This is a genomic window from Yokenella regensburgei ATCC 49455 (assembly GCF_000735455.1).
Lineage (GTDB): Bacteria > Pseudomonadota > Gammaproteobacteria > Enterobacterales > Enterobacteriaceae > Yokenella > Yokenella regensburgei.
Genome location: NZ_JMPS01000069.1, coordinates 180,266 through 204,771 on the forward strand (window position 1 = coordinate 180,266; position 24,506 = coordinate 204,771).

Sequence of the window (24,506 nt, forward strand, 5' to 3'; positions counted from 1 at the left end):
CGGGCCAGGCACCATTCCATCCAGGAGGTGTGTTTAAAGAGCGCGATGCAACGTCTGGAACAGGGTGACGTTGTCACCGAAACTCAGTCTGCCCTGGGATGGCGTGCAGTAACGGCGATACGTTCCTGGCACGGGCGATAAAGCCTTGCAGCCATTCCGGGGCTTGCTCTAGCACCTGACGTGCGGCGGATTCTGTGTCAAATTCAGCAAAAACACAGGCCCCTGTGCCAGTCAGGCGCGACGGCGCGTATTCTAACAGCCAGGAAAGCGCCGCATCAACCTCGCGAAAACGTTTTCTTGCGATAACCTCGCAATCGTTGCTGAATTCACATTTTAGTAACGTTTCAATTGACCTGCGCGGAGTATTACGCGGTAGCTCCGGATCGCCAAAAATAACCGGCGTTGGAATACTGACTCCGGGGTGGGCGACCAGGTACCATTTTTCTTCGACATCGACCGGGGTGAGGATTTCCCCTACACCTTCGGCAAAGGCCGCGTGACCGCGCACAAACACCGGCACATCGGCGCCGAGTGTCAGGCCGAGCGCCGCCAGCTCATCGACCGAAAGCCCGGTCTGCCACAGATGGTTCAGCGCCACCAGTACCGTTGCGGCGTTGGACGAACCGCCGCCAAGGCCACCGCCCATCGGCAGGCGCTTGTCGATACTGATGTCTGCGCCGCTACCGACGGGTAATCTTTCTCCCGCCGCCTGCATCAAAAGACGCGCAGCACGAATAATCAGATTTTGTTCGTCCGGCACGCCAGCTACCGGCGTCAGCAGGCGCAGCACGCCGTCCTGACGCGGCTCAATGGTGAGCGTATCGCCATAGTCGAGAAACTGAAACAGCGTCTGCAGGGTGTGATAACCGTCCGGACGCTGCCCGGTGATGTACAAAAACAGGTTCAGCTTCGCGGGAGAGGGCCACTGGTTCATTATTTGACTATCCAGTTATCCATTTTGAGCTTAATACGCTGTCCGTCCTGGGTCAGCTCCATGTTAGATGGCAGCGCCGGCGTGGTTTTGCTGTCGTAACCGCTGTATACCACTTTCCAGGTTTTGCCGTTCTGCGTGTAGTTAATCTCGCTCAGGCGGTACTGGTCATCAAGGGTGTAGTCGGTGGCATCGCCCGGCAGTCCGACAATCCACTGGCGCAGGCTGTTGAGCGGAATAGGCATACCCGTCAGCTTGCTAATCATCTCTTCACCGTCGGTGGCGGTGTAGCGCTGACCTTTATTGTCGACCACCTGCACGCTACCCGGCTGGGCGGTGAGTTCAAGCTCGGTACTGCCAAGCGGGTTAGTCAGCAGCAGACGATAATGGTCTTTACCGGTCTGCTGCCAGAAGAAGCGGGCGTACACTTTCTGCTGGTCGGAAAGGTAGGCAAAGGCGCCGCGCGTCTGGAACTGATTCAGCTGACGAACGTCCTGTTGGTGCTGACGCCACTGCGGGGAGTCAGGGCTCTTGCCCGGGCCTTTCGGCGCATTAACAGAACAGGCGGTAAGGACAAGGGCTGCCAGCGGCAGCAGACGAATCAATCGGGGCAGGCTCATAGTGTGAGAAATCCTTGACGTGCGTTGCGTTGATAACCCTTTATGCTAGCGTTGCGGGCGGATAGCGTCTACGTTCAAATGGTCTTAAATCATAAAATTAGCGAACGGAGCCTATTACTCCAAAAGGGGAGCGTCTCTTTTATTGATCTCGCGCATCCTGTATGATGCGCTCAGACTAACCTTATCAACGCTGGTACTACTCCCGCTAATATGACCCTGTTAGCTCTCGGCATTAACCATAAAACAGCCCCGGTTGCGTTGCGAGAACGTGTTGCGTTTTCGCCGGACACGCTCGACCAGGCGCTGGAGAGTTTACTGGCGCAACCCATGGTGCAGGGCGGCGTCGTGCTGTCTACCTGTAACCGTACCGAGCTGTACCTGAGCGTTGAAGAACAGGAAAACCAGCAGGAAGCGCTGATCCGTTGGCTGTGTGATTATCACAATCTTAACGAGACCGATCTGCGCAACAGCCTCTACTGGCACCAGGATAACGACGCGGTCAGCCATCTGATGCGCGTTGCCAGCGGGCTGGATTCGCTGGTTCTGGGCGAACCGCAAATTCTCGGGCAGGTGAAGAAAGCCTTCGCCGACTCCAGCCGTGGTCATCTGCACGCCAGCGAGCTGGAACGCATGTTCCAGAAATCGTTCTCGGTCGCCAAGCGTGTGCGAACGGAAACAGATATCGGTGCCAGCGCCGTTTCCGTTGCTTTCGCTGCCTGTACGCTGGCGCGGCAAATCTTTGAATCTCTCTCGACGGTCACCGTACTGCTGGTGGGTGCCGGAGAGACTATCGAACTGGTTGCACGCCATCTGCGCGAGCACAGCGTCAAAAAAATGCTTATCGCCAACCGCACCCGTGAACGTGCGCAGGTGCTGGCAGATGAAGTCGGCGCTGAGGTGATTGCGTTAAGCGACGTTGATGAACGGCTGAAAGAGGCCGACATCATCATCAGCTCAACGGCAAGCCCGCTGCCGATTATCGGTAAAGGGATGGTCGAGCGGGCGCTGAAAGCCCGTCGTAACCAGCCGATGCTGCTGGTCGATATCGCCGTTCCGCGCGACGTTGAACCGGAAGTTGGCAAGCTTGCTAACGCCTATCTGTACAGCGTTGATGACCTGCAAAACATCATTTCGCACAATCTTGCTCAACGTAAAGCGGCGGCCGTCCAGGCCGAGACCATCGTTTTGCAGGAAACCAGTGAATTTATGGCCTGGCTGCGCGCCCAGAGCGCCAGCGAGACCATTCGTGAGTACCGTAGTCAGGCTGATATTGTCCGCGAAGAGCTGACTGCAAAAGCGCTGAACGCGCTGGAGCAGGGCGGCGATCCGCAGGAGATTATGCAGGATCTGGCGCGTAAACTGACGAACCGTCTGATCCACGCCCCGACGAAATCACTTCAGCAGGCCGCCCGCGATGGCGATGACGAACGCCTGCATATTCTGCGCAACAGCCTCGGGCTGGAATAGCGCGCCTCACTCTTATTATTACAAGGTGCATTTACGCCTATGAAGCCTTCTATCGTTGCTAAACTGGAAGCTCTGCATGAGCGCCATGAAGAAGTTCAGGCGCTGCTCGGCGATGCGGGAACTATCGCTGACCAGGAGCGTTTCCGGGCGCTGTCGCGTGAATACGCGCAGCTCAGCGATGTTTCACGTTGCTTTACTGACTGGCGTCAGATTCAGGATGATATCGAAACCGCGCAGATGATGCTCGACGATCCAGAAATGCGCGAAATGGCGCAGGAAGAGCTGCGCGAAGCCAAAGAGAAAAGCGAAGCGCTTGAACAACAGCTGCAGGTTCTGCTGTTGCCAAAAGATCCCGACGACGAGCGTAACGCTTATCTTGAAGTGCGTGCCGGTACCGGCGGTGATGAAGCGGCGCTGTTTGCCGGCGATCTGTTCCGCATGTACTCCCGTTACGCTGAAGCGCGCCGCTGGCGCGTCGAGCTGATGAGCGCCAGCGAAGGCGAGCACGGCGGTTATAAAGAAGTGATCGCCAAAATCAGCGGCGACGGCGTTTATGGCCGACTCAAATTTGAATCCGGCGGTCACCGCGTGCAGCGCGTTCCGGCCACCGAATCGCAAGGGCGTATTCACACGTCGGCCTGTACCGTTGCGGTCATGCCAGAGCTGCCGGAAGCAGAACTGCCGGACATTAACCCGTCCGAGCTGCGCATCGATACCTTCCGCTCCTCCGGGGCGGGGGGACAGCACGTTAACACCACCGATTCCGCTATCCGTATTACCCACCTACCGACAGGTATCGTGGTGGAGTGTCAGGACGAACGTTCTCAGCATAAAAACAAGGCTAAAGCGTTGTCGGTGCTGGGTTCACGTATTCGCGCTGCTGAAATTGCTAAACGCCAGCAGGCCGAAGCCTCCGAACGTCGCAACCTGCTGGGCAGCGGCGATCGCAGCGATCGTAACCGCACCTATAACTTCCCGCAGGGCCGCGTGACCGACCACCGTATCAACCTGACCCTGTACCGTCTGGATGAAACCATGGAAGGCAAGCTCGATATGCTGATTGAACCTATCGTGCAGGAATACCAGGCCGACCAGCTGGCGGCGCTGTCTGAGCAGGAATGATGACGTTTCAACAGTGGCTGACGCAGGCGATAGTGCGTCTTGGTGAGAGTGAAAGCCCCCGGCGTGATGCTGAGATCCTGCTGGGACACGTGACCGGCAGGGCGCGTACCTATATTCTCGCTTTCGACGAAACCGAACTCAGCGCCGACGAACTCGCGGCGCTTGAGGTGCTGCTGGCGCGCCGGGAACGTGGTGAACCGGTGGCGCATCTGACCGGCGAACGTGAATTCTGGTCGCTGCCGCTTGCCGTTTCTGCCGCAACGCTCATCCCGCGCCCGGATACCGAATGCCTGGTCGAGCAGGCGCTGGCGCGACTGCCCGCGGAGCCCTGTCAGATCCTCGATCTGGGGACCGGCACCGGTGCTATTGCGCTGGCGCTGGCAAGCGAACGCCCGGATTGCCAGGTGACCGCCGTGGACGTCATTCCTGAAGCGGTAGAACTGGCCCGGCGTAACGCCACCCGCCTTGCCATTGGCAACGTGACGGTTGTGCAAAGCCACTGGTTCAGCGCGCTGGCCGACCAACGCTTTGCGGTGATTGTCAGTAACCCTCCCTATATTGATGAGCAGGATGAACATCTGGCGCAGGGTGACGTTCGCTTCGAGCCGCTGAGCGCGCTGGTGGCGGCGCAGCATGGGCTTGCCGACCTGGCGCAGATTATCCGTGAAGGACGCGATCACCTGCTGGCAGACGGCGTCATGTTGCTGGAGCACGGCTGGAAGCAAGGGGCGCAGGTGCGTGAACTGTTCCTCGCCTGTGGCTACACGCAGGTGGAGACCTGCCGTGATTACGGCGGCAACGAGCGGATTACGCTTGGAGTTAAGTCATGACGATGTTCACCAGCGTGCTGGCGCTGCATGTCATTGCGGCCGGGCTATCCGTGAGTTTGTTTGCGCTGCGCTACTGGTGGACATACCAACGCAGCCCGATGCTTGCGGCGCGCTGGGTGAAGGTGGTGCCGCACGGTGTCGATACCGTGCTGTTTCTCAGCGGCGCCGCGCTTATTGCGATAACGCACTATCTGCCTTTCACCGGGCAGGACGCATGGCTGACTGAAAAGCTGTTTGGCGTTATCATTTACATCGTTCTGGGTTTTATTGCGCTGGGCCGTCGGTTCCGGCGCAGCCAGCAGGTCGGGTTTATTGCCTTCCTGCTGGGGCTGGTGGTGCTGTTCATCATCATTAAACTCGCCATCACTAAAATACCGTTACTGGGGTAGGTATGAGGTCATTAGCCGATTTCGAATTTAACAACGCGCCCTTATGCGATGGAATGATCCTCATTTCTGAACTGATCCGCGACGACTTTCCGTCGCAGCAGGTGCACCGCGAGCTGGAGAAACTGGTCAGTCTGGCTCATGAAGAGATAAGTCTTGCCTGGCCGCAGGGGCGGCAGATGGAAAGGCTGCTGGAGCTGTTTTACGGCGAATGGGGATTCAGTGATTCCCGCGGCGTGTATAAACTCTCCGATGCCTTGTGGCTGGATAAAGTATTGAAGAATCGTCAGGGCAGCGCGGTGTCGCTGGGGGCGATTTTCCTGTGGGTGGCGCAGCGTTTGTCGCTGCCGGTTTCGCCGGTGATTTTCCCGACGCAGCTCATCCTGCGCGCGGATACCGATCCGGAGGAGATGTGGCTCATCAACCCGTTTAACGGCGAAACGCTGAACGAGCACACCCTGGAAGTCTGGTTAAAAGGCAACGTCAGCCCGGTGGCTGAGTTGTACGATGAAGATTTAGACGAAGCGGATAACGCGGAAATCGTGCGTAAACTGCTCGATACGCTGAAATCCGCGCTGATGGAAGAGCGGCAGATGGAGCTGGCCCTGCGCGCCAGTGAAGCGCTGCTGCAGTTTAATCCGGAAGACCCGTATGAAATTCGCGATCGCGGGCTTATCTACGCCCAGCTCGAGTGCGAGCACGTGGCGCTGATGGATTTAAACTACTTCGTCGAGCAGTGCCCGGAAGATCCGATTAGCGAGATGATCCGCGCCCAGATTAATACGATTTCACATAAGCAAATTACTTTGCATTAAACCCTGATAAGGCGACCCTATGAAACAGAAAGTGGTAAGCATTGGCGATATCAACGTAGCAAATGACCTGCCGTTCGTGCTGTTTGGCGGCATGAACGTGCTCGAGTCACGCGACCTCGCGATGCGTATCTGCGAACACTACGTCACCGTGACCCAGAAACTGGGGATCCCGTACGTGTTCAAAGCCTCTTTTGATAAGGCCAACCGTTCCTCTATCCACTCTTACCGTGGCCCGGGCCTCGAAGAAGGGATGAAGATTTTCCAGGAGCTGAAGCAGACCTTTGGCGTGAAAATCATCACTGACGTTCACGAAGCCTCTCAGGCTCAGCCGGTTGCCGACGTGGTGGATGTGATTCAGCTGCCGGCGTTCCTGGCGCGTCAGACTGACCTCGTGGAAGCCATGGCGAAAACCAACGCCGTTATCAACGTGAAAAAACCGCAGTTCGTAAGCCCTGGTCAGATGGGGAACATCGTGGATAAATTCCGCGAGGGCGGCAACGAGAAGGTTATCCTTTGCGATCGCGGTGCAAACTTCGGCTACGACAACCTGGTGGTCGACATGCTGGGCTTTAGCGTTATGAAGAAAGTCTCTGGCAACTCGCCGGTTATTTTCGACGTGACCCACGCCCTGCAGTGCCGTGACCCGTTTGGTGCAGCTTCCAGCGGCCGTCGTGCGCAGGTCACCGAACTGGCGCGCGCGGGCATGGCGGTAGGTCTAGCAGGTCTGTTCATTGAAGCGCACCCGGATCCGGAACACGCTATGTGCGATGGCCCGTCCGCGCTGCCGCTCGACAAACTTGAGCCGTTCCTGAAGCAAATGAAAGCGGTTGACGATTTGGTCAAAAGCTTCGGCGATCTGGATACCAGCAAGTAAGAAAGCAAAACGGCAACCTCAGGTTGCCGTTTTTTTATGTCCACACCTGTTATCAGGCAAAAATGGTCATCAGGTAGGCCACAAACAGCGCCAGGTGCGCCGCACCGTTCAGCACATTGGTTCGTCCGGTTGAGAACGATATGTGGCACAGCACGAGCGAAGCTACCATCACAATCATCTCCGGTGCCCCAAGACCGAACTGCAGATCATTCCCCGTCGCCCAGGCAATCAGCGTTACCACCGGAACCGTCAGCGAGATAGTGGCCAGCACCGAGCCAAAGAACAGGTTCATGGCGCGCTGTACCTGATTGCTGAGCACCGCTTTCAGGGCACCGAGGCCTTCCGGAGAAAGGATAAGCAATGCGACCAGGAAACCGGTGAAGGCGATCGGCGCATTCATGGTGGTCAGCAGGGCTTCCAGCGGGTTGGCGTTCATCTTGGTGACGGCAATAACCGCAATCAGATGGATGACCAGCCAAATCGCGTGCCACAGGTTGCTGTGCGCGGATGGCTTACCGTGGTGCGGGTCATCGTCGTCGCTGTCATCTTCGTGCTCATAGACAAACAGACTCTGGTGAGTACGGGTCTGAATCAGCAGAAATACGCCGTACATAGCGGCGGAAATAAGTGCAACCAGCAGCGCCTGACCGACGGTAAAATTGCCGCCTGGCAGCGCCATCGGGAATATCAGAACAATAATGGCCAGCGGGAAAAGTGCAATAAGATACTGTTTAATCCCAAACAGATTCATATATTGCGTGGCAAATTTACGCCCGCCGAGCAGTAATGAGAAACCGACCAGACCGCCGGTGACAATCATAATGATGGAATAGAGCGTATCGCGCATCAGGGTTGGCGCGGCATCGCCCGTGGCCATTAAGGCGGAAATCAGGCTGACTTCCAGAATCACCACTGAAAGACTTAAAATCAGCGAGCCGTAGGGTTCGCCAAGACGGTGTGCCAGTACGTCGGCATGACGTACCACGCTAAATGCGCTGGCTAATATCCCGACCAGCGCCAGCAGGTTTATTCCAACAATCGCCGGCAGTGACTGCGCACTTCCCCAGAAGAGCAGTACGGCCAGCGCCAGGACCGGGAAAATAAGCGACGTCTCCTTGTGGCGGGTTTTTACCGCCTCATGTGCATGGGTCATGAACCATCTCCGTGTAAGCAGGTGTTTTGCAATTAATCTAATTATAGATGACGTAAGTCGATAAAATAACAGACTTTCTTCTATTAATATTCTTGTTTTACTCAAATTTACCCATATCAACGTGGAACGTTGAGTATGCAGCATAAGTGCACATTAAGATAAAATTTGTTATATATAACATTGTGTTAGTAAATTCTTAGTCGCATTTATCCTCCTGTTTTTAAGCAAAAATACAGACACTTATTTTTGCTTTTCTTGCCTTGCCAGAGTGTCAGCAATTGCATATCTTCAATATAAGCTGGATAATATTTCAGCAATATAAAAACGCCGATATACCCAAATAATTCGCGTTGCAGGAAAGCTAACGCACATGCAGCTTGAAGTATGACGGGTATAAAAAAGCGTTTAGCAAGGGAAGGCGATAACAAGTGGTCGCAGGGAAGTAAGCAGTGGCGGAGGTATAAAGTGTTAACGCGTGATTTCTTAATGAAAGCCGACTGTAAGACGGCTTTCGGCGCTATTGAGGAATCGCTACTCTGGTCGCCTGAACAACGTGCTGCCTCGCTGGCTGCCACGCTTGCCTGTCGTCCAGATGATGGCCCTGTATGGATATTTGGTTACGGTTCACTGATGTGGAACCCGGCGCTCGATTATACACAATCCTGCACCGGCTCCCTGGTGGGCTGGCACCGTGCATTTTGCTTACGCCTGACGGCAGGACGGGGAACCGCCTGTCAGCCGGGACGTATGCTGGCGCTGAAAGAAGGGGGACGCACCACCGGTGTGGCTTATCGCCTGCGTGATAAAACGCTGGAAGAGGAGCTGACGCTGCTGTGGAAGCGAGAGATGATAACCGGCTGCTATTTACCGAGCTGGTGCAAACTGGCGCTGGATGATGGGCGAACCGTCAACGCGCTGGTGTTTATCATGGATCCGCGTCACCCGCTGTTCGAATCGGACACCAGTGTTCAGGTCATTGCGCCGCTGATAGCCAGCGCGAGCGGCCCGCTGGGGAGCAACGCGCAGTATCTGTTCTCACTCGAGAAGGAACTGCGTAAACTCGGGATGGTAGATGACTGCCTCGATGAGCTGGTGCTTCGGGTGCGCAATCTGCTCGGTGGTGAAACGCTATCGGGCGTTGCATGATGATAAAAAGGCGGGTGACCCCGCCTTTTTTTATGCCTTAAATCCTGAAGTGGCTGGCGGTGGCGGCCAGGTCTCCCGCTTGCCCCTGCAGGGCACTGGCGGCGGCCGCCGATTCGACCACCAGTTCGGCGTTCTGCTGAACCATCCGGTCGAGGTGAATGACCGCGTGGTTAATCTCCTGGATCCCTTTCATCTGTTCGCTGCTGGCGATGCTGATCTCACGCATGATGCCGGAAACCGAGCCGATGCTGGCCACAATCTCCTGCATGTTGTCTCCCGCCAGGCGCACGTAGCGTGAACCGGTGGCTACGCTGTTGGTGGTGGAATCAATCAGCGCTTTAATCTCTTTCGCTGCCTGGGCGCTGCGGCTCGCCAGGTTACGCACTTCACCGGCTACTACGGCAAACCCACGACCCTGCTCACCGGCTCGCGCAGCCTCTACCGAGGCGTTCAGCGCCAGAATATTGGTCTGGAAGGCGATACCGTCGATGACGCTGGTGATATCGCTGATTTTTGCCGACGCGGTTTCGATATCCTGCATGGTAGTGATGGCCTGATTCACCACGTCACCGCCGCGGGAAGCCACCTGAGTGGCCCTGTCCGCCTGGTGGCTGGCTTCTGCGGCGGATTCAGTCGACTGTGAAACGGAAGCGGTTATCTCTTCCACCGCGCTTGCGGTTTCACGCAGGCTGGAGGCGGCCTGTTCGGTGCGCCCGGACAGGTCACGGTTACCGGCGGCAATCTCCTGAGAGGCGGTCTGTACGGATGACGTCGCGTCGCGCAGCTGCAGCATGACCTTCGCCAGCTTATCGCTGAAGGCGTTAAACGCCTGCGCTATCTGCATCACCTCATCGCGGCCGGTTTCCGGCAGACGCTGTGAGAGATCGTTGGTGCCGTTACCGATAGCCAGCATCGCATCGCGAATGGTCATCAGACGCTTCAGCATGGTGGAAACCACCACGTGAACCACCGCGCCGCTCAGCAGCACGAGAATAACCAGGCTAATCGCGGAGGCTTTCAGCAGGGCGTTCATTCCGGCGCCGGCTTCTGCGCTGTCGAGGGCGACAACCAGCAGCCAGTGGGTTCCTTTAACGGGTGCCGCAAGCAGATGTTTTTCCACGCCGTTAAGCTCACCGCTGACAATCTGATGCCGGGCGAGGGTATTGAACTCTACGCCTTTAAGCGCTTCTTTAAACGACTTTAGCGTCAGATTCGGGTCGTTTCCGGCAATGACTGTACCGTCGCTGTCGAGCAGCAGGCCGCTGCTGGCGGGCGTCGGATGGATACCGCGCACGTTGGCAATCACGCTGTCCATGGTGACGTCACCGGCGACCACGGCTTTCAGCTGACCGTTCTCTTTGACCGGGATGGCGAAGGTGACCACCAGTTTCCCGGTGCCGGAGTCCAGGTAAGGGGCGGTGACCACCGGGCCATCGGCGCTGACAGCCTGCTGATACCACGGACGGGCCGTCGGGTCGTAATCGGCAGGAACACCGGCGGCATCGGAGAACTTCGCGGTTTTATTGGCATAGCCAACGTAAACATCGCTGAAGCCACCGGCGCGGGCCATCTGCAAAAATTCAGGGACGGGATCGCTCATCGTCAGGACGACGTTATCCAGAGAGGCAATCATGGTGGTTTTACTGCTGATCCAGTCGGCAATCGCCTGGCCGTGGCTGGAAAGGGTGCTGGTCAATACGTCCTGCTGCGACTGCAGATTATCCTGGCGTGTGACCTGATAGTTAACAACGGTATTCAGCAGCAGGGCGATGGCGAGACATGCCGATGCTGCGGTAATAATGCGCGTGCGTATGGAGCTGAACATGATGGTTTACCTGCTGGGTTGTCTGACTATGCGTATCGGCAACCCAGGGGGTAAACTTAAGACTGTAACCGCGTCCATTAGAAAAAATAGTTTAAGCAGTGCTTAATCTTTAACGGACTAATACTCTAGTACTAAAACGTTAGTACCTTATCGGCGACCAGCGTCCACTGCGCCAGTTCAACCAGCGTACCAATTTCAACGCCATCAATCAGCGGTAGCGGGGTAACGCCACGCCCGTCGGCGCAGGTTTTACACAGTTTCACCGGAACATTCTGCGCGGTGAGGATCTCCAGCATCTGTTGAATGTTGTAGCCTTCAGCAGGTTTTTGCCCGCGGATCCCGGCGGTGACGGCGTCAGACATCAAAAACACCTTCAGCTCAATCTCCTGCTGCTCGCGCATGGCGATGGCGAGACGCAGGCTGTTGAACAGCGATTCACTGCCATAGGCAGCACCGTTAGCGATAAGAACAATACTTTGCATGAGAACTCCTTGGTTGAACGCTTATGCTAGCGCGCGTGGAGGCGGGTTCCAACCGCTGATTGTGTGACTGGTGATGGATTACCCGACATCAATGGGCGCTGCGCTTTGGATTAATCCTGGAGTTTTACTTTGGGCTGAAATTTGATGTTCATCACGTTAAAATAGAGACTTAGCCTTTTTGACTTTGACTAACCGGCGTGCGACGCCAGCAGGTGTAATGCTGTTTTTATCCCGTCAGACTTCCGTTTTCGCGTTACTCTGGTTCTTTACCGGAGGTGCCTTCAGCGCCCAGTCCTCCTTTATTCAGCAGGCAGAAAATCCCTTCGATAATCATCAGGACGGTTTACCCGATCTTGGTATTACTCCGCCAGGCCATGATGGCGAGAAACACCTGGCGGAAATGGCAAAAGCCTTTGGCGAGGCCAGCATGAAGGATAATGGCCTTGATACCGGCGAGCAGGCCAAAGCGTTTGCGCTGGGGCAACTGCGTGACAAGGTGAACGGCGAGGTGAGCCAGCAGCTGGAAACGCTGCTGTCGCCGTGGGGTAATGCCACCATCGATCTCAAAGTGGATGATAGCGGTCAGTTTACCGGGAGCCGGGGGAGCTGGTTTTTACCGCTGGAGGATAATAATCGCTACCTCACCTGGAGTCAGTTGGGCGTCACTCAGCAGAAAGAGGGGCTGGTCAGCAGCGCGGGAGTCGGTCAGCGCTGGCTGGCAGGACAGTGGCTGCTGGGGTACAACACCTTCTACGACAACTTGCTGGATGAAAACCTGGCGCGCGGTGGCTTTGGCGCCGAGGCGTGGGGCGAATATCTGCGGCTTTCCGCCAACTATTATCAGCCGTTCACCAGCTGGGAAACGCACAATGATACCCAGCAGCAGCGCATGGCGCGGGGTTATGATCTCACCGCGCAGGCGCGTTTGCCTTTCTATCAATATCTCAATACCAGCGTTAGCCTGGAACAATACTTTGGCGACAGCGTCGAACTGTTCCACAGCGGTACCGGCTATCACAACCCGGTGGCGGTCTCGCTTGGTCTGAACTATACCCCGGTGCCGCTGGTAACCTTCAGCGCCCTGCACAAGCAGGGTGAGAGCGGGGTCAGCCAGAATAACCTCGGTATGAAGCTGAACTACCGCTTTGGCGTACCGCTGAAAAAACAGCTGCAAAGCAGCGAAGTGGCAACGGCGCGATCGTTACGCGGCAGCCGTTATGACAGCCCGGACAGACAAAACCTGCCGGTGCTGGAGTATCGTCAGCGGAAAACGCTGTCGGTATTTCTTGCTACGCCGCCGTGGGATTTGGCGCCGGGAGAAACGGTACAGTTGAAGCTTCAGGTGCGCAGCCTGCACGGTATTCGTGCGCTGCACTGGCAGGGTGATACCCAGGCGCTGAGCCTGACGCCGCCGGTAGACCCGCGAAGCGAGGACGGCTGGAGCATTATTCTACCCGCGTGGGATAGCCACGAAGGCGCGGTGAACCGCTGGCATCTGTCGGTGGTGGTAGAAGATAACAAAGGTCAGCGCGTCTCTTCCAATGAGACAACGCTGTCGCTGACCGAACCGCTGGTGACCTTTTCCACGCCGGAGCTGACGTCCGGGTGGTCATCGCAGCCGGGTGAGTAGTTAGAAAATGCGTTCCTGATGCACCCAGACCGCCGCTTCAACGCGCGATTTGAGCTTCATTTTCTTCAGCATATGTTTCACGTGCACCTTCACCGTGCTTTCGGTGATATCCAGGCGACGGGCGATCATTTTGTTCGGCAGGCCCTGAGCGATAAGCTTCAGGATATCGCGCTCGCGTGGGGTCAGTTGGCTGACGTCGCGATCGGACGTGGCGCGGTTGGCGCGCAGGCTGGCGGCCAGCACCGGCGTTAACGCTTCACTCAGCACCATCTCACCGGCTGCGGCCTGCTGCAGCGCTTTGAGCAGGTCTTCCGGCTCCATATCTTTCAGCAGATAACCATCGGCACCACGTTTAAGTGCGGTCACGACATCTTCTTCGTGATTGGACACGCTGAAGACCACCACGCGGCCAGAGAGCGGCTTTTCACGCAGTTTATCCAGCGTTTCCAGACCGTTCATGCCCGGCATGTTGAGATCGAGCAGGATCAGATCCGGATCGAGAGACTCGGCCAGCTCAATGCCTTGCTCGCCGTTGCTGGCTTCGCCGACCACCTGAATGTCGCTCGCCATGCTGATAAGTTGTTTGACCCCGGTGCGCAGCATCGGATGGTCGTCAATGAGCAGGATGGTTGCCCGTTCCTGGTGACTCATGGGCTTCTCCTTGTTGGATCGTGAGAGATTTTTCGGGAATAAAGGTGACGACAACTTCAGTACCGGCATTGTCGCCACGACGTACCTGACAATCACCCCGCAAACTTTGCGCGCGGTCGCGCATAATGATTAAACCGTAATGGTTACTACGTTCGGCATGCTCTGGCACACCACAACCGTTGTCAGAAACCACCAGTTTTACCTGATTATTGTGCTGAGTGACGGTGACTTTAACTTCGGTTGCCTGCGCGTGCTTCAGCGCATTACTCAGCGCTTCGCGGGTGATCTGCAGAACGTGGATCGCCTGGTGCGATGGCACGTAACGCGGCGGCAGCTGGTAATCCAGCTGTACGGTAAAGCCGAAATGGGCGCTGTATTCGCGACAGCTGGCTTCCAGCGCCGGGCGCAGGCCGGGTTCGGTCAGCTGCAGGCGGAAGGTGGTTAGCAGCTCGCGCAGCTGCGCCCACGAGGTGTTCAGCTCGTTGCGGATTTGCCCCAGTAGTTCACGGCTCTCATCCGGCAACTTCTCGCCCTGCATCTGCAGACAGCTAACCTGCATTTTCATACACGACAAAGACTGGGCGATAGAGTCATGCAGTTCGCGGGCGATGGTTGCACGCTCTTCCATCACGATAAGCTGCTGCTGGCGCTCCTGATGGCGATCGAGCGCCAGCGTAGAGGTCAGTTGTTCTACCAGGGTATCCACCAGTTGCTGCTGGTCATGACTCATGTGACGCCCGGCGGGCAGGGTTGCCAGCAGGATCCCGTACTGGTTGTGCGCGTCGGTGAGACGCCATTTCAGCGTAGATCCCCCGCCCGGTAGCGGCGGTAAATTTCGCGGACACAGGTAACAACCTTTATCATCGCAGCTGATTTCAGAATGGCAGGTGAACTCCTGGTGGTTCTCTTCATCTTCGGTGTCGTAAACCCGAACCTCAATATCGCGCAGCAGGGTCAGCCCCTGCAGACCGTTGAGCACCGGTGAAATACGCTCACACAGCGGAATGTTGGAGTGCAGGCGACGGTTTGCCTGCCACAAAAACGCCAGAATTTCGTTTTTTTGCTCAAGCCCGGCGGTTTTCTCCTGTACCCGTCGCTCCAGCACCGCGTAGCTTTCCGCCAGCTCTTCCGACATGTTGTTAAGCGCCATGCCGAGCGTCGCCATTTCGTTACGGCCGCTAATACGCGCCCGTTGGGTGAAATCGCGGTGGGTGACGGCTCGCGCCATGTGCAGCAGTTGTCGCCACGGACGGAAGAGGCGGGCGCGCAGCCAGACGATGGTGAATATCAACAAGAGCGCCATTATCGCCGACATCATGCGGATAGCGGAGACGACGCTACTGATGCGCTCCTCGGTGGTATGGTCAAACGCCGAAACCAGCTTATCGATGCGGTCAACGAAGCTTGCCACCTCGTCCGCCACGGTCGACTGGTTCTGCGCGCGCTTCATGCCGGGTAGCAGTTCGCCCTGCCAGTACTTTTGCAGCGCCTTAAGCTGTGCTTCCTGCCCGTCGCGGCGGGCAGCCTGCTGCAGCTCAGGGCTGAAAACGGTGGTTTCCATTTCGTCGAGCAGGGGTTTATCGTGTTCGGTCAGCGGGATCGCCGCCAGCAGGCGATAGCTCTGCATGCGCAGTGAACCCGCTTTGTTGATCGCGTGGGCACTTCCCTGGACACCCAGTACCTGACGGGAAGAGATAGCCATGCCGGCCATACCGATAGCGGTAGACAGCAAAACGATGAGCGCCAGTTGATTCACCAGCGTTAGCGGGGTAAAAAGACGTTTGAACATGGGTTATCTGGCTCCTGACCGCGATTCAATCCCGGAGTAATGCTATTGTCCGGTATCCCCTGGAGTATACCCATACCTACAAAGGATTACTCCTTAATTGCCGGTGGTGGGAGCATGTGGGGGAGGGAGTACCTGAGCGCTATCATTCACGTGAAAAACCACACGTTTTTGCGCAGAATTATCTACTCACTAAGGGTGATGGTTGATTTCTGACCGCCAGAATGCCGCATTTTCCTTTGATTTATATCAACTTACCTTCAGCCATAAAAACTAATGTGACACCGTGAATCTTAATAATCAGAGGTGTCTATGAGTCACTCTTCCGTCGAGGAAAAAGCAAACGGCCCGGTCATTACCGACTGGCGGCCTGAGGATCCTGCGTTCTGGCAGCAGCGCGGTCATCGTGTCGCCAGCCGGAACCTGTGGATCTCCGTGCCGTGTTTGTTATTGGCTTTTTGTGTGTGGATGTTGTTTAGTGCGGTGGCAGTGAACCTGAACAAAGTGGGCTTCAACTTCACCACCGACCAGCTGTTTATGCTGACGGCGCTGCCTTCGCTTTCCGGTGCGCTGTTGCGTGTACCGTATGCGTTTATGGTACCGCTGTTCGGCGGACGCCGCTGGACGGCCTTTAGTACCGGGATCATGATTATCCCGTGTGTATGGCTCGGTTTTGCGGTGCAGGATACCTCTACACCGTTTAGCGTGTTCATCATCATCTCTCTGCTGTGCGGCTTTGCCGGGGCAAACTTTGCATCCAGCATGGCAAACATCAGCTTCTTCTTCCCGAAAGCGAAGCAGGGCGGCGCGCTCGGTATCAACGGCGGCCTGGGTAACATGGGCGTCAGCGTGATGCAGTTAGTGGCACCGTTGGTGATATCCCTGTCTATCTTCGCGGTCTTTGGTGGCACCGGTGCAGCGCAGCCTGATGGCTCAACGCTGTATCTGGAAAACGCCGCCTGGATCTGGGTACCGTTCCTGATCGTCTGCACCCTGGCGTCCTGGTTCTTCATGAACGACCTGTCAGCCTCTAAAGCCTCGCTGAGCGAGCAGCTGCCGGTGCTGAAGCGCGGGCATCTGTGGATCATGGCGGTGCTGTATCTGGCGACCTTCGGCTCGTTCATCGGCTTCTCCGCCGGTTTCGCGATGCTGTCAAAAACCCAGTTCCCGGACGTACAGATCCTGCACTTCGCCTTCTTCGGTCCGTTCATTGGTGCGCTGGCGCGTTCCTGCGGCGGGGCAATCTCCGACCGTCTGGGCGGCACCCGCGTGACGCTGATTAACTTCATCGTGATGGCTATCTTCTGTGCGCTGTTGTTCCTGACGCTGCCAACCAATGGCCAGGGCGGCAACTTCACTGCGTTCTTCGGCGTGTTTATGGTGCTGTTCCTGACCGCCGGTCTGGGTAGCGCCTCTACCTTCCAGATGATCTCCGTTATCTTCCGTAAGATGACCATGGAGCGCGTACTGGCCAAAGGGGGTAGCGAAGAAACCGCAATGCGTGAAGCTGCGACCGATACGGCAGCGGCCCTGGGCTTTATTGCCGCGATTGGTGCCATCGGTGGGTTCTTCATTCCGAAAGCGTTCGGTATCTCGCTCGATCTGACCGGCTCTCCGGCGGGCGCGATGAAAGTGTTCCTCGTGTTCTACATTGCCTGCGTGTTCATCACCTGGGTGGTTTACGGACGTAAAAACAAAAAATAGGTAGTAACCTTTTGATTATCAGGCGCGGGAGACCGCGCCTTTTTTTACCTTGCATTTAGTTACAACATACTAATTTTTGTTTTTTTATCCAGGCCTGTCAGTACGGCGCCAGTATGCCTCGCAGAAAGGCTATCTACCCCTTAATACCTCCTGAATTGTTAAAAAGCACGTCAGAGCGCTAAACACACCATTTAATTGATAAAAAACAGATAGTTACAAAATTGAATTTCATAATACTTTGGTGGTATGTGGTGTTTTTGGGTGAAATGTTAACGCGGGGCGCCTTGATCGTTATCAATTCCCTCCATCTTTCAGGAGGTTACTTTCGCTGCAACTTAGGCAATGTCGATTTATCAGAGAGCCAACAGGCTCCCAACAGGAGAAACCCATGAGTAAATTCCTGGACCGGTTTCGCTACTTCAAGCAGAAGGGTGAAACCTTTGCCGATGGGCACGGCCAGCTTCTCAATACCAACAGGGACTGGGAAGACGGCTACCGTCAGCGTTGGCAGCATGACAAAGTGGTGCGTTCCACCCACGGCGTCAACTGTACGGGTTCATGCAGCTGGAAAATTTTCGTTAAAAATGGTCTGGTGACCTGGGAAATGCAGCAGACCGACTATCCGCGTACTCGCCCGGATATGCCGAACCACGAACCGCGCGGCTGCCCGCGTGGCGCAAGCTATTCCTGGTACCTCTACAGCGCTAACCGCCTTAAATACCCGCTGATGCGCAAACGCCTGATGAAAATGTGGCGTGAAGCGAAAGTACAGCACAGCGATCCGGTTGATGCCTGGGCATCCATCATCGAAGACGCCGACAAAGCCAAAAGCTTCAAGCAGGCTCGCGGTCGCGGCGGCTTTGTACGCTCTTCCTGGCAGGAAGTTAACGAACTGATTGCCGCTTCCAACGTTTACACCGTCAAAACCTACGGCCCGGATCGCGTGGCCGGCTTCTCGCCGATCCCGGCAATGTCGATGGTTTCTTACGCTTCTGGCGCCCGTTATCTGTCGCTGATTGGTGGTACCTGCCTGAGCTTCTACGACTGGTACTGCGACCTGCCGCCGGCGTCTCCGCAGACCTGGGGTGAGCAGACCGATGTTCCGGAATCTGCCGACTGGTACAACTCGAGCTATATCATCGCCTGGGGCTCCAACGTACCGCAGACCCGTACCCCGGATGCGCATTTCTTTACCGAAGTTCGCTATAAAGGGACGAAAACCGTTGCCATTACCCCGGACTACGCAGAAATCGCTAAGCTCTGCGACCTGTGGCTGGCACCGAAGCAGGGGACCGATGCCGCGATGGCGATGGCGATGGGCCACGTCATGCTGCGCGAATTCCACCTCGATAACCCGAGCCAGTACTTCACCGACTACGTGCGTCGTTATACCGACATGCCGATGCTGGTCATGCTCGAAGAACGTGATGGTTACTATGCCGCAGGCCGTATGCTGCGCGCCGCCGATCTGGTGGATGCGCTGGGTCAGGAGAAGAATCCGGAGTGGAAAACCGTTGCTATCAATGAAAACGGTGAGATGACGGCGCCGAACGGCTCCATCGGTTTCCGCTGGGGCGATAAAGGTAAATGGAACCTTGAACAGCGTGACGGCACAACCGGTGATGAAGTTCAGCTGAGCCTGAGCCTGGTGGGCAGCCACGACGAAATCGCCGAAGTTGGTTTCCCGTATTTCGGCGGCGACGGCACCGAACACTTCAACAAAGTGGAGCTGGAAAACATCCTGCTGCACAAACTGCCGGTGAAACGCCTGCAGCTCGCGGATGGCAGCACGGCGCTGGTCACCACCGTTTACGACCTGACCATGGCCAACTACGGTCTGGATCGTGGTCTGGGTGATGACAACTGCGCAACCAGCTACGACGACGTGAAAGCGTACACCCCGGCGTGGGCAGAGAAAATTACCGGCGTATCCCGCGCGCAGATTATCCGTACCGCCCGCGAGTTTGCTGACAACGCCGATAAGACCCATGGTCGTTCGATGATTATCGTCGGTGCGGGTCTGAACCACTGGTACCACCTCGATATGAACTATCGCGGTCTTATCAATATGCTGATCTTCTGTGGCTGTGTGGGTCAAAGCGGCGGTGGCTGGGCGCACTACGTGGGCCAGGAAAAACTGCGTCCGCAGACCGGCTGGCAGCCGCTGGCGTTTGCTCTCGACTGGCAGCGTCCGGCGCGTCATATGAACAGCACCTCCTACTTCTATAACCACTCCAGCCAGTGGCGTTATGAAACGGTTACCGCGCAGGAACTGCTGTCGCCGATGGCGGATAAATCCCGCTACACCGGCCACATGATTGACTTTAACGTGCGTGCAGAGCGCATGGGCTGGTTGCCGTCTGCACCGCAGCTGGGCACTAACCCGCTGCGTATTGCCGCAGATGCGGAAAAAGCCGGCATGTCGGCAGTGGATTACACCGTGAAGTCGCTGAAAGAAGGCTCCATGTGCTTCGCGGCGGAAAAACCGGAAAATGGCAAAAACCATCCGCGCAACCTGTTCATCTGGCGTTCTAACCTGCTGGGCTCCTCCGGTAAAGGCCATGAATACATGCTGAAGTACCTGCTGGGTACCGAGCACGGCATTCAGGGGCTGGATCTGGGTAAGCAGGGCGGTGTGAAGCCGGAAGAAGTCGAATGGCGTGATAACGGTCTCGACGGCAAGCTGGATCTGGTGGTGACACTGGACTTCCGTCTGTCGAGCACCTGCCTGTACTCCGACATCGTGCTGCCGACGGCAACCTGGTATGAAAAAGACGACATGAATACTTCGGATATGCATCCGTTTATTCATCCGCTGTCAGCCGCCGTTGACCCGGCGTGGGAATCGAAAAGCGACTGGGAAATCTACAAAGGCATCGCGAAGAAATTCTCTGAAGTCTGCGTGGGTCACCTGGGCAAAGAAACCGACGTGGTGACGCTGCCAATCCAGCACGACTCCGCCGCCGAACTGGCGCAGCCGCTGGATGTTAAAGACTGGAAAAAAGGCGAATGCGACCTGATCCCAGGCAAAACCGCGCCGCACATTATGACCGTCGAGCGTGATTACCCGGCAACCTACGAACGCTTTACTTCTATCGGCCCGCTGATGGAGAAAATCGGCAACGGGGGTAAAGGGATCGCCTGGAATACCCAGAGCGAGATGGATCTGCTGCGTAAGCTCAATTACACCAAAGCAGACGGCCCGGCGAAAGGCCAGCCGATGCTCAATACGGCAATTGATGCGGCAGAAATGATCCTCACCCTGGCGCCGGAGACCAACGGCCAGGTAGCCGTAAAAGCCTGGGCGGCGCTGAGTGAATTTACCGGACGCGACCATACGCACCTGGCGCTGAATAAAGAAGACGAGAAGATCCGCTTCCGCGATATTCAGGCGCAGCCGCGCAAGATTATCTCCAGCCCGACCTGGTCCGGCCTTGAAGATGAACACGTCTCTTATAACGCCGGTTATACCAACGTTCACGAGCTGATCCCATGGCGTACCCTGTCAGGCCGTCAGCAGCTGTATCAGGATCACCAGTGGATGCGTGATTTTGGTGAAAGCCTGCTGGTCTACCGTCCGCCGGTCGATACCCGCTCGGTGAAAGCGGTGATGGGGCAGAGCTCCAACGGTAACCCGGAGAAGGCGTTGAACTTCCTGACGCCGCACCAGAAATGGGGTATCCACTCCACCTACAGCGATAACCTGCTGATGCTGACCCTGGGTCGCGGCGGCCCGATCGTCTGGATGAGTGAAGCGGATGCGAAAGATCTGGGTATCGCCGATAACGACTGGATCGAAGTGTTCAACAGTAACGGTGCTCTGACCGCACGTGCTGTGGTGAGCCAGCGTGTTCCGGCCGGTATGACCATGATGTACCACGCGCAGGAACGCATTGTGAACCTGCCAGGATCGGAAATTACCGGCCAGCGCGGGGGGATTCATAACTCGGTTACCCGTATCACACCGAAACCGACCCATATGATCGGCGGCTACGCGCAGCTGGCGTACGGCTTTAACTACTACGGCACCGTCGGCTCTAACCGCGATGAGTTCGTTGTGGTTCGTAAAATGAAGAACATTGACTGGTTAGACGGCGAAGGTAATGACCAGGTACAGGAGAGCGTAAAATGAAAATTCGTTCACAAGTCGGCATGGTGCTGAATCTCGATAAATGCATCGGCTGTCATACCTGTTCAGTCACCTGTAAAAACGTCTGGACCAGCCGCGAAGGCACCGAATACGCCTGGTTCAACAACGTGGAAACCAAGCCGGGTACCGGCTTCCCGACCGACTGGGAAAACCAGGAGAAATGGAAGGGCGGCTGGATCCGTAAAATCAACGGCAAGCTGCAGCCGCGCATGGGTAACCGCGCGATGCTGCTGGGTAAAATCTTTGCTAACCCGCATCTGCCGGGGATTGAAGACTACTACGAGCCGTTTGATTTCGATTACCAGAACCTGCACAACGCACCGGAAAGTAAACATCAGCCGATCGCTCGTCCGCGCTCGCTGATCACCGGTCAGCGCATGGATAAAATCACCGCTGGCCCTAACTGGGAAGACGATCTCGGCGGTGAGTTTGAGAAGCTGTCGAAAGACAAAAACTTCGAAAACATGCAGAAGGCGATGTACGGCCAGTTCGAAAACACCTTCATGATGTATCTGCCGCGTCTGTGCGAACACTGCCTGAACCCGGCATGTGTAGCAACCTGCCCGAGCGGTGCCATCTATAAGCGTGAAGAAGACGGCATTGTGCTGATCGACCAGGACAAGTGCCGCGGCTGGCGCATGTGCATCACCGGTTGCCCGTACAAGAAAATCTACTTCAACTGGAAGAGCGGTAAGTCGGAAAAATGCGTGTTCTGCTACCCGCGTATTGAAGCCGGGATGCCGACCGTTTGCTCCGAAACCTGCGTGGGCCGTATTCGCTACCTTGGCGTGCTGCTGTACGACGCAGATGCGATTGAAACGGCTGCCAGCACCGAGAACGAGAAAGATCTGTATCAGCGTCAGCTCGATGTGTTCCTCGATCCGAACGATCCGAAAGTGATTGAACAGGCGCTGAAAGATGGCGTACCGCAGAGCGTGATTGATGCTGCCCAGCAGTCGCCGGTTTACAAAATGGCGATGGACTGGAAGCTGGCGCTGCCGCTGCACCCGGAATACCGTACGCTGCCGATGGTCTGGTACGTGCCGCCGCTGTCGCCGATTCAGTCGGCCGCCGATGCGGGCGAGATTGGCAGCAACGGTATTCTGCCGGACGTCGACAGCCTGCGTATCCCGGTTCAGTACCTGGCAAACCTGCTGACCGCAGGGGACACCGCGCCGGTACTGCGTGCGCTGAAGCGTATGCTGGCGATGCGTCACTTCAAACGTGCCGAAACCGTCGACGGTGTTATTGATACCCGTGCACTGGAAGAGGTGGGTCTGAGCGAAGCGCAGGCGCAGGAGATGTACCGCTACCTGGCAATCGCCAACTATGAAGATCGTTTCGTGGTGCCGAGCAGCCATCGCGAGCTGGCCGCTGACGCCTTCCCGGAGAAAAACGGTTGTGGTTTCAGCTTTGGCGACGGTTGCCATGGCTCTGACACCAAGTTCAACCTGTTCAACAGCCGCCGCATCGATGCTGTCGATGTGACCCGCAAAACGGAGCCGCATCAATGATTGAACTCGTCATTGTATCGCGTCTGCTCGAGTACCCGGATGCTGCCCTGTGGCAGCATCAGCAGGAGCTCTTCGAAGCACTCGCGTCGTCTGAAAAACTGGATAAAGGAGATGCCCAGCAGTTGGGCGTTTTCCTGCGTGATCTTATCTCACAGGACCCGCTCGATGCGCAGGCTGCCTATAGCGAATTGTTCGATCGCGGACGGGCTACTTCTCTGCTGCTGTTTGAACACGTTCATGGTGAATCGCGCGACCGTGGCCAGGCGATGGTGGATCTGATGGCACAGTACGAGCAGCACGGTCTTGAACTCGACAGCCGTGAACTGCCGGACCATCTGCCGCTGTATCTGGAATATCTGGCTCAGCTGCCGGAAAGCGAAGCCATCGGCGGTCTTGTTGATATTGCGCCGATTCTGGCACTGCTCCACGCACGTTTACAGCAGCGTGAAAGCCGCTATGCGGTGCTGTTCGAACCTCTGCTTAAACTTGCCAACACGGCGGTCGACAGCGAGAAAGTTGCGGAAAAGATTGCTGATGAAGCCCGCGATGATACTCCTCAGGCGCTGGATGCGGTCTGGGAAGAGGAGCAGGTGAAGTTCTTTGCTGACCAGGGTTGCGGCGAGTCTGAAATTTCAGCTCACCAGCGTCGTTTTGCCGGAGCCGTTGCCCCGCAATATTTAGATATCTCTAACGGAGGACAGCAATAATGCACTTCCTGAATATGTTCTTCTTCGATATTTTCCCGTATATCGCCGGGACGGTGTTCCTGGTTGGCAGTTGGCTGCGCTATGACTATGGTCAGTATACCTGGCGCGCGGCTTCCAGCCAGATGCTGGATCGCAAAGGGATGAACCTGGCGTCCAACCTGTTCCATATCGGGATTTTAGGTATTTTTGCCGGTCACTTCCTTGGCATGCTGACGCCGCACTGGATGTACGAAGCGTGGCTGCCGATTGAAGTGAAGCAGAAGATGGCAATGATTGCCGGTGGCGCCTGCGGCGTGTTGACGCTGGTCGGTGGCCTGCTGCTGCTGAAACGTCGTCTGTTCAGCCCCCGCGTTCGCGCGACCACCACAACGGCGGATATCCTGATTCTGTCGCTGCTGATGGTGCAGTGCGCGCTGGGTCTGCTGACCATTCCGTTCTCGGCTCAGCATATGGATGGCAGTGAGATGATGAAGCTGGTGGGATGGGCACAGTCGGTGGTGACCTTCCGCGGCGGTGCCTCTGAGCATCTCGACGGCGTAGCGTTTATCTTCCGCCTGCACCTGGTGCTCGGGATGACGCTTTTCATTCTGTTCCCGTTCTCTCGCCTGGTGCATATCTGGAGCGTGCCGGTGGAATACCTGACGCGTAAATACCAGGTGGTTCGTGCACGTCGCTAGCCGCGAATTGTCGACCGAAACATAAACCCCGCGCTG

The 24,506-nt window shown here is 56.4% G+C and carries 20 protein-coding genes; 13 read left to right on the plus strand and 7 right to left on the minus strand.

Annotated features, from left to right (window positions below):
• Positions 1–73: 73 nt before the first annotated feature.
• On the minus strand, positions 74–934 hold the full coding sequence (gene ispE, locus GYRE_RS17655; protein WP_038257025.1) for a 4-(cytidine 5'-diphospho)-2-C-methyl-D-erythritol kinase: 861 nt from the start codon (positions 932–934) through the stop codon (positions 74–76).
• Positions 934–1,551, minus strand: coding sequence for a lipoprotein insertase outer membrane protein LolB (gene lolB, locus GYRE_RS17660; RefSeq protein ID WP_006820256.1), 618 nt, complete (start codon positions 1,549–1,551; stop codon positions 934–936). The genes ispE and lolB overlap by 1 nt, the downstream gene beginning before the upstream one ends.
• 210 nt (positions 1,552–1,761) lie before the next feature.
• Between lolB and hemA the strand changes: the two genes are divergently transcribed.
• The 6 genes from hemA to kdsA are packed head-to-tail and all read left to right on the plus strand — an operon-like array spanning position 1,762 to position 7,045.
• Positions 1,762–3,018 (plus strand): glutamyl-tRNA reductase, encoded by a 1,257-nt coding sequence (hemA, locus tag GYRE_RS17665; RefSeq protein ID WP_006820255.1) that lies wholly within the window; start codon positions 1,762–1,764, stop codon positions 3,016–3,018.
• 39 nt (positions 3,019–3,057) lie between these two features.
• On the plus strand, positions 3,058–4,140 hold the full coding sequence (prfA, locus tag GYRE_RS17670; protein ID WP_006820254.1) for a peptide chain release factor 1: 1,083 nt from the start codon (positions 3,058–3,060) through the stop codon (positions 4,138–4,140).
• Complete coding sequence (gene prmC / locus GYRE_RS17675) at positions 4,140–4,970, plus strand: peptide chain release factor N(5)-glutamine methyltransferase (protein WP_038257028.1); 831 nt, start codon at positions 4,140–4,142, stop codon at positions 4,968–4,970. Before prfA ends, prmC begins: the two co-directional genes overlap by 1 nt.
• Complete coding sequence (gene sirB2 / locus GYRE_RS17680; RefSeq protein ID WP_006820252.1) at positions 4,967–5,359, plus strand: invasion regulator SirB2; 393 nt, start codon at positions 4,967–4,969, stop codon at positions 5,357–5,359. The genes prmC and sirB2 overlap by 4 nt, the downstream gene beginning before the upstream one ends.
• A gap of 2 nt (positions 5,360–5,361) precedes the next feature.
• Complete coding sequence (gene sirB1 / locus GYRE_RS17685) at positions 5,362–6,171, plus strand: invasion regulator SirB1 (protein ID WP_006820251.1); 810 nt, start codon at positions 5,362–5,364, stop codon at positions 6,169–6,171.
• Between the two features lie 19 nt (positions 6,172–6,190).
• A complete protein-coding gene (gene kdsA / locus GYRE_RS17690; protein WP_006820250.1) occupies positions 6,191–7,045 on the plus strand; it encodes a 3-deoxy-8-phosphooctulonate synthase in 855 nt (284 codons plus the stop codon).
• A 52-nt stretch (positions 7,046–7,097) separates the two neighbouring features.
• Here kdsA and chaA read toward each other — a convergent pair whose 3' ends face one another.
• Complete coding sequence (gene chaA, locus GYRE_RS17695; RefSeq protein WP_038257031.1) at positions 7,098–8,198, minus strand: sodium-potassium/proton antiporter ChaA; 1,101 nt, start codon at positions 8,196–8,198, stop codon at positions 7,098–7,100.
• A gap of 465 nt (positions 8,199–8,663) precedes the next feature.
• Here chaA and GYRE_RS17700 point away from each other — a divergent pair, with 465 nt between their 5' ends.
• The gene (locus tag GYRE_RS17700) at positions 8,664–9,344 is read left to right on the plus strand and encodes a gamma-glutamylcyclotransferase (protein WP_038257034.1); all 681 of its coding nucleotides are present in this window, start codon (positions 8,664–8,666) and stop codon (positions 9,342–9,344) included.
• A 37-nt stretch (positions 9,345–9,381) separates the two neighbouring features.
• On the opposite strand, the gene GYRE_RS17705 is transcribed toward GYRE_RS17700, so the two are convergent.
• Together GYRE_RS17705 and GYRE_RS17710 are read right to left on the minus strand one after the other, a co-directional pair.
• On the minus strand, positions 9,382–11,169 hold the full coding sequence (locus tag GYRE_RS17705; RefSeq protein WP_006820247.1) for a methyl-accepting chemotaxis protein: 1,788 nt from the start codon (positions 11,167–11,169) through the stop codon (positions 9,382–9,384).
• Positions 11,170–11,300: 131 nt separating this feature from the next.
• Positions 11,301–11,651 (minus strand): DsrE/DsrF/TusD sulfur relay family protein, encoded by a 351-nt coding sequence (locus GYRE_RS17710; RefSeq protein ID WP_006820245.1) that lies wholly within the window; start codon positions 11,649–11,651, stop codon positions 11,301–11,303.
• A 217-nt stretch (positions 11,652–11,868) separates the two neighbouring features.
• On the opposite strand from GYRE_RS17710, the gene GYRE_RS17715 reads away from it, so the two are divergent.
• Complete coding sequence (locus GYRE_RS17715; protein ID WP_038257037.1) at positions 11,869–13,281, plus strand: YchO/YchP family invasin; 1,413 nt, start codon at positions 11,869–11,871, stop codon at positions 13,279–13,281.
• On the opposite strand, the gene narL is transcribed toward GYRE_RS17715, so the two are convergent.
• A complete protein-coding gene (gene narL / locus GYRE_RS17720) occupies positions 13,282–13,932 on the minus strand; it encodes a two-component system response regulator NarL (RefSeq protein WP_006820243.1) in 651 nt (216 codons plus the stop codon).
• A complete protein-coding gene (narX, locus tag GYRE_RS17725; protein WP_006820242.1) occupies positions 13,895–15,721 on the minus strand; it encodes a nitrate/nitrite two-component system sensor histidine kinase NarX in 1,827 nt (608 codons plus the stop codon). Before narX ends, narL begins: the two co-directional genes overlap by 38 nt.
• 309 nt (positions 15,722–16,030) lie before the next feature.
• Here narX and GYRE_RS17730 point away from each other — a divergent pair, with 309 nt between their 5' ends.
• From GYRE_RS17730 to narI, 5 genes are all read left to right on the plus strand, one after another.
• Entirely contained in the window at positions 16,031–17,422 is a 1,392-nt protein-coding gene (locus GYRE_RS17730; RefSeq protein WP_006820241.1) for a NarK family nitrate/nitrite MFS transporter, read from the plus strand.
• Positions 17,423–17,810: 388 nt separating this feature from the next.
• Positions 17,811–21,554: a nitrate reductase subunit alpha gene (locus GYRE_RS17735; RefSeq protein WP_038257041.1), complete on the plus strand. Its 3,744-nt coding sequence runs from the start codon at positions 17,811–17,813 to the stop codon at positions 21,552–21,554.
• On the plus strand, positions 21,551–23,086 hold the full coding sequence (gene narH, locus GYRE_RS17740) for a nitrate reductase subunit beta (protein ID WP_006820239.1): 1,536 nt from the start codon (positions 21,551–21,553) through the stop codon (positions 23,084–23,086). The genes GYRE_RS17735 and narH overlap by 4 nt, the downstream gene beginning before the upstream one ends.
• Entirely contained in the window at positions 23,083–23,793 is a 711-nt protein-coding gene (gene narJ, locus GYRE_RS17745) for a nitrate reductase molybdenum cofactor assembly chaperone (protein WP_006820238.1), read from the plus strand. Before narH ends, narJ begins: the two co-directional genes overlap by 4 nt.
• Positions 23,793–24,470 carry a respiratory nitrate reductase subunit gamma gene (gene narI / locus GYRE_RS17750; RefSeq protein ID WP_006820237.1) on the plus strand — a complete coding sequence of 226 codons (678 nt, stop codon included), beginning with the start codon at positions 23,793–23,795 and terminating at the stop codon, positions 24,468–24,470. The genes narJ and narI overlap by 1 nt, the downstream gene beginning before the upstream one ends.
• Positions 24,471–24,506 lie beyond the last annotated feature (36 nt).

Bases quoted from the DNA above. Each gene is read 5' to 3' on its own strand.
- ispE (WP_038257025.1), bottom strand. From the start codon at position 934: ATGAACCAGTGGCCCTCTCCCGCGAAGCTGAACCTGTTTTTGTACATC.
- lolB (WP_006820256.1), bottom strand. From the start codon at position 1,551: ATGAGCCTGCCCCGATTGATTCGTCTGCTGCCGCTGGCAGCCCTTGTC.
- hemA (WP_006820255.1), top strand. From the start codon at position 1,762: ATGACCCTGTTAGCTCTCGGCATTAACCATAAAACAGCCCCGGTTGCG.
- prfA (WP_006820254.1), top strand. From the start codon at position 3,058: ATGAAGCCTTCTATCGTTGCTAAACTGGAAGCTCTGCATGAGCGCCAT.
- prmC (WP_038257028.1), top strand. From the start codon at position 4,140: ATGACGTTTCAACAGTGGCTGACGCAGGCGATAGTGCGTCTTGGTGAG.
- sirB2 (WP_006820252.1), top strand. From the start codon at position 4,967: ATGACGATGTTCACCAGCGTGCTGGCGCTGCATGTCATTGCGGCCGGG.
- sirB1 (WP_006820251.1), top strand. From the start codon at position 5,362: ATGAGGTCATTAGCCGATTTCGAATTTAACAACGCGCCCTTATGCGAT.
- kdsA (WP_006820250.1), top strand. From the start codon at position 6,191: ATGAAACAGAAAGTGGTAAGCATTGGCGATATCAACGTAGCAAATGAC.
- chaA (WP_038257031.1), bottom strand. From the start codon at position 8,198: ATGACCCATGCACATGAGGCGGTAAAAACCCGCCACAAGGAGACGTCG.
- GYRE_RS17705 (WP_006820247.1), bottom strand. From the start codon at position 11,169: ATGTTCAGCTCCATACGCACGCGCATTATTACCGCAGCATCGGCATGT.
- GYRE_RS17710 (WP_006820245.1), bottom strand. From the start codon at position 11,651: ATGCAAAGTATTGTTCTTATCGCTAACGGTGCTGCCTATGGCAGTGAA.
- GYRE_RS17715 (WP_038257037.1), top strand. From the start codon at position 11,869: ATGCTGTTTTTATCCCGTCAGACTTCCGTTTTCGCGTTACTCTGGTTC.
- narL (WP_006820243.1), bottom strand. From the start codon at position 13,932: ATGAGTCACCAGGAACGGGCAACCATCCTGCTCATTGACGACCATCCG.
- narX (WP_006820242.1), bottom strand. From the start codon at position 15,721: ATGTTCAAACGTCTTTTTACCCCGCTAACGCTGGTGAATCAACTGGCG.
- GYRE_RS17730 (WP_006820241.1), top strand. From the start codon at position 16,031: ATGAGTCACTCTTCCGTCGAGGAAAAAGCAAACGGCCCGGTCATTACC.
- GYRE_RS17735 (WP_038257041.1), top strand. From the start codon at position 17,811: ATGAGTAAATTCCTGGACCGGTTTCGCTACTTCAAGCAGAAGGGTGAA.
- narH (WP_006820239.1), top strand. From the start codon at position 21,551: ATGAAAATTCGTTCACAAGTCGGCATGGTGCTGAATCTCGATAAATGC.
- narJ (WP_006820238.1), top strand. From the start codon at position 23,083: ATGATTGAACTCGTCATTGTATCGCGTCTGCTCGAGTACCCGGATGCT.
- narI (WP_006820237.1), top strand. From the start codon at position 23,793: ATGCACTTCCTGAATATGTTCTTCTTCGATATTTTCCCGTATATCGCC.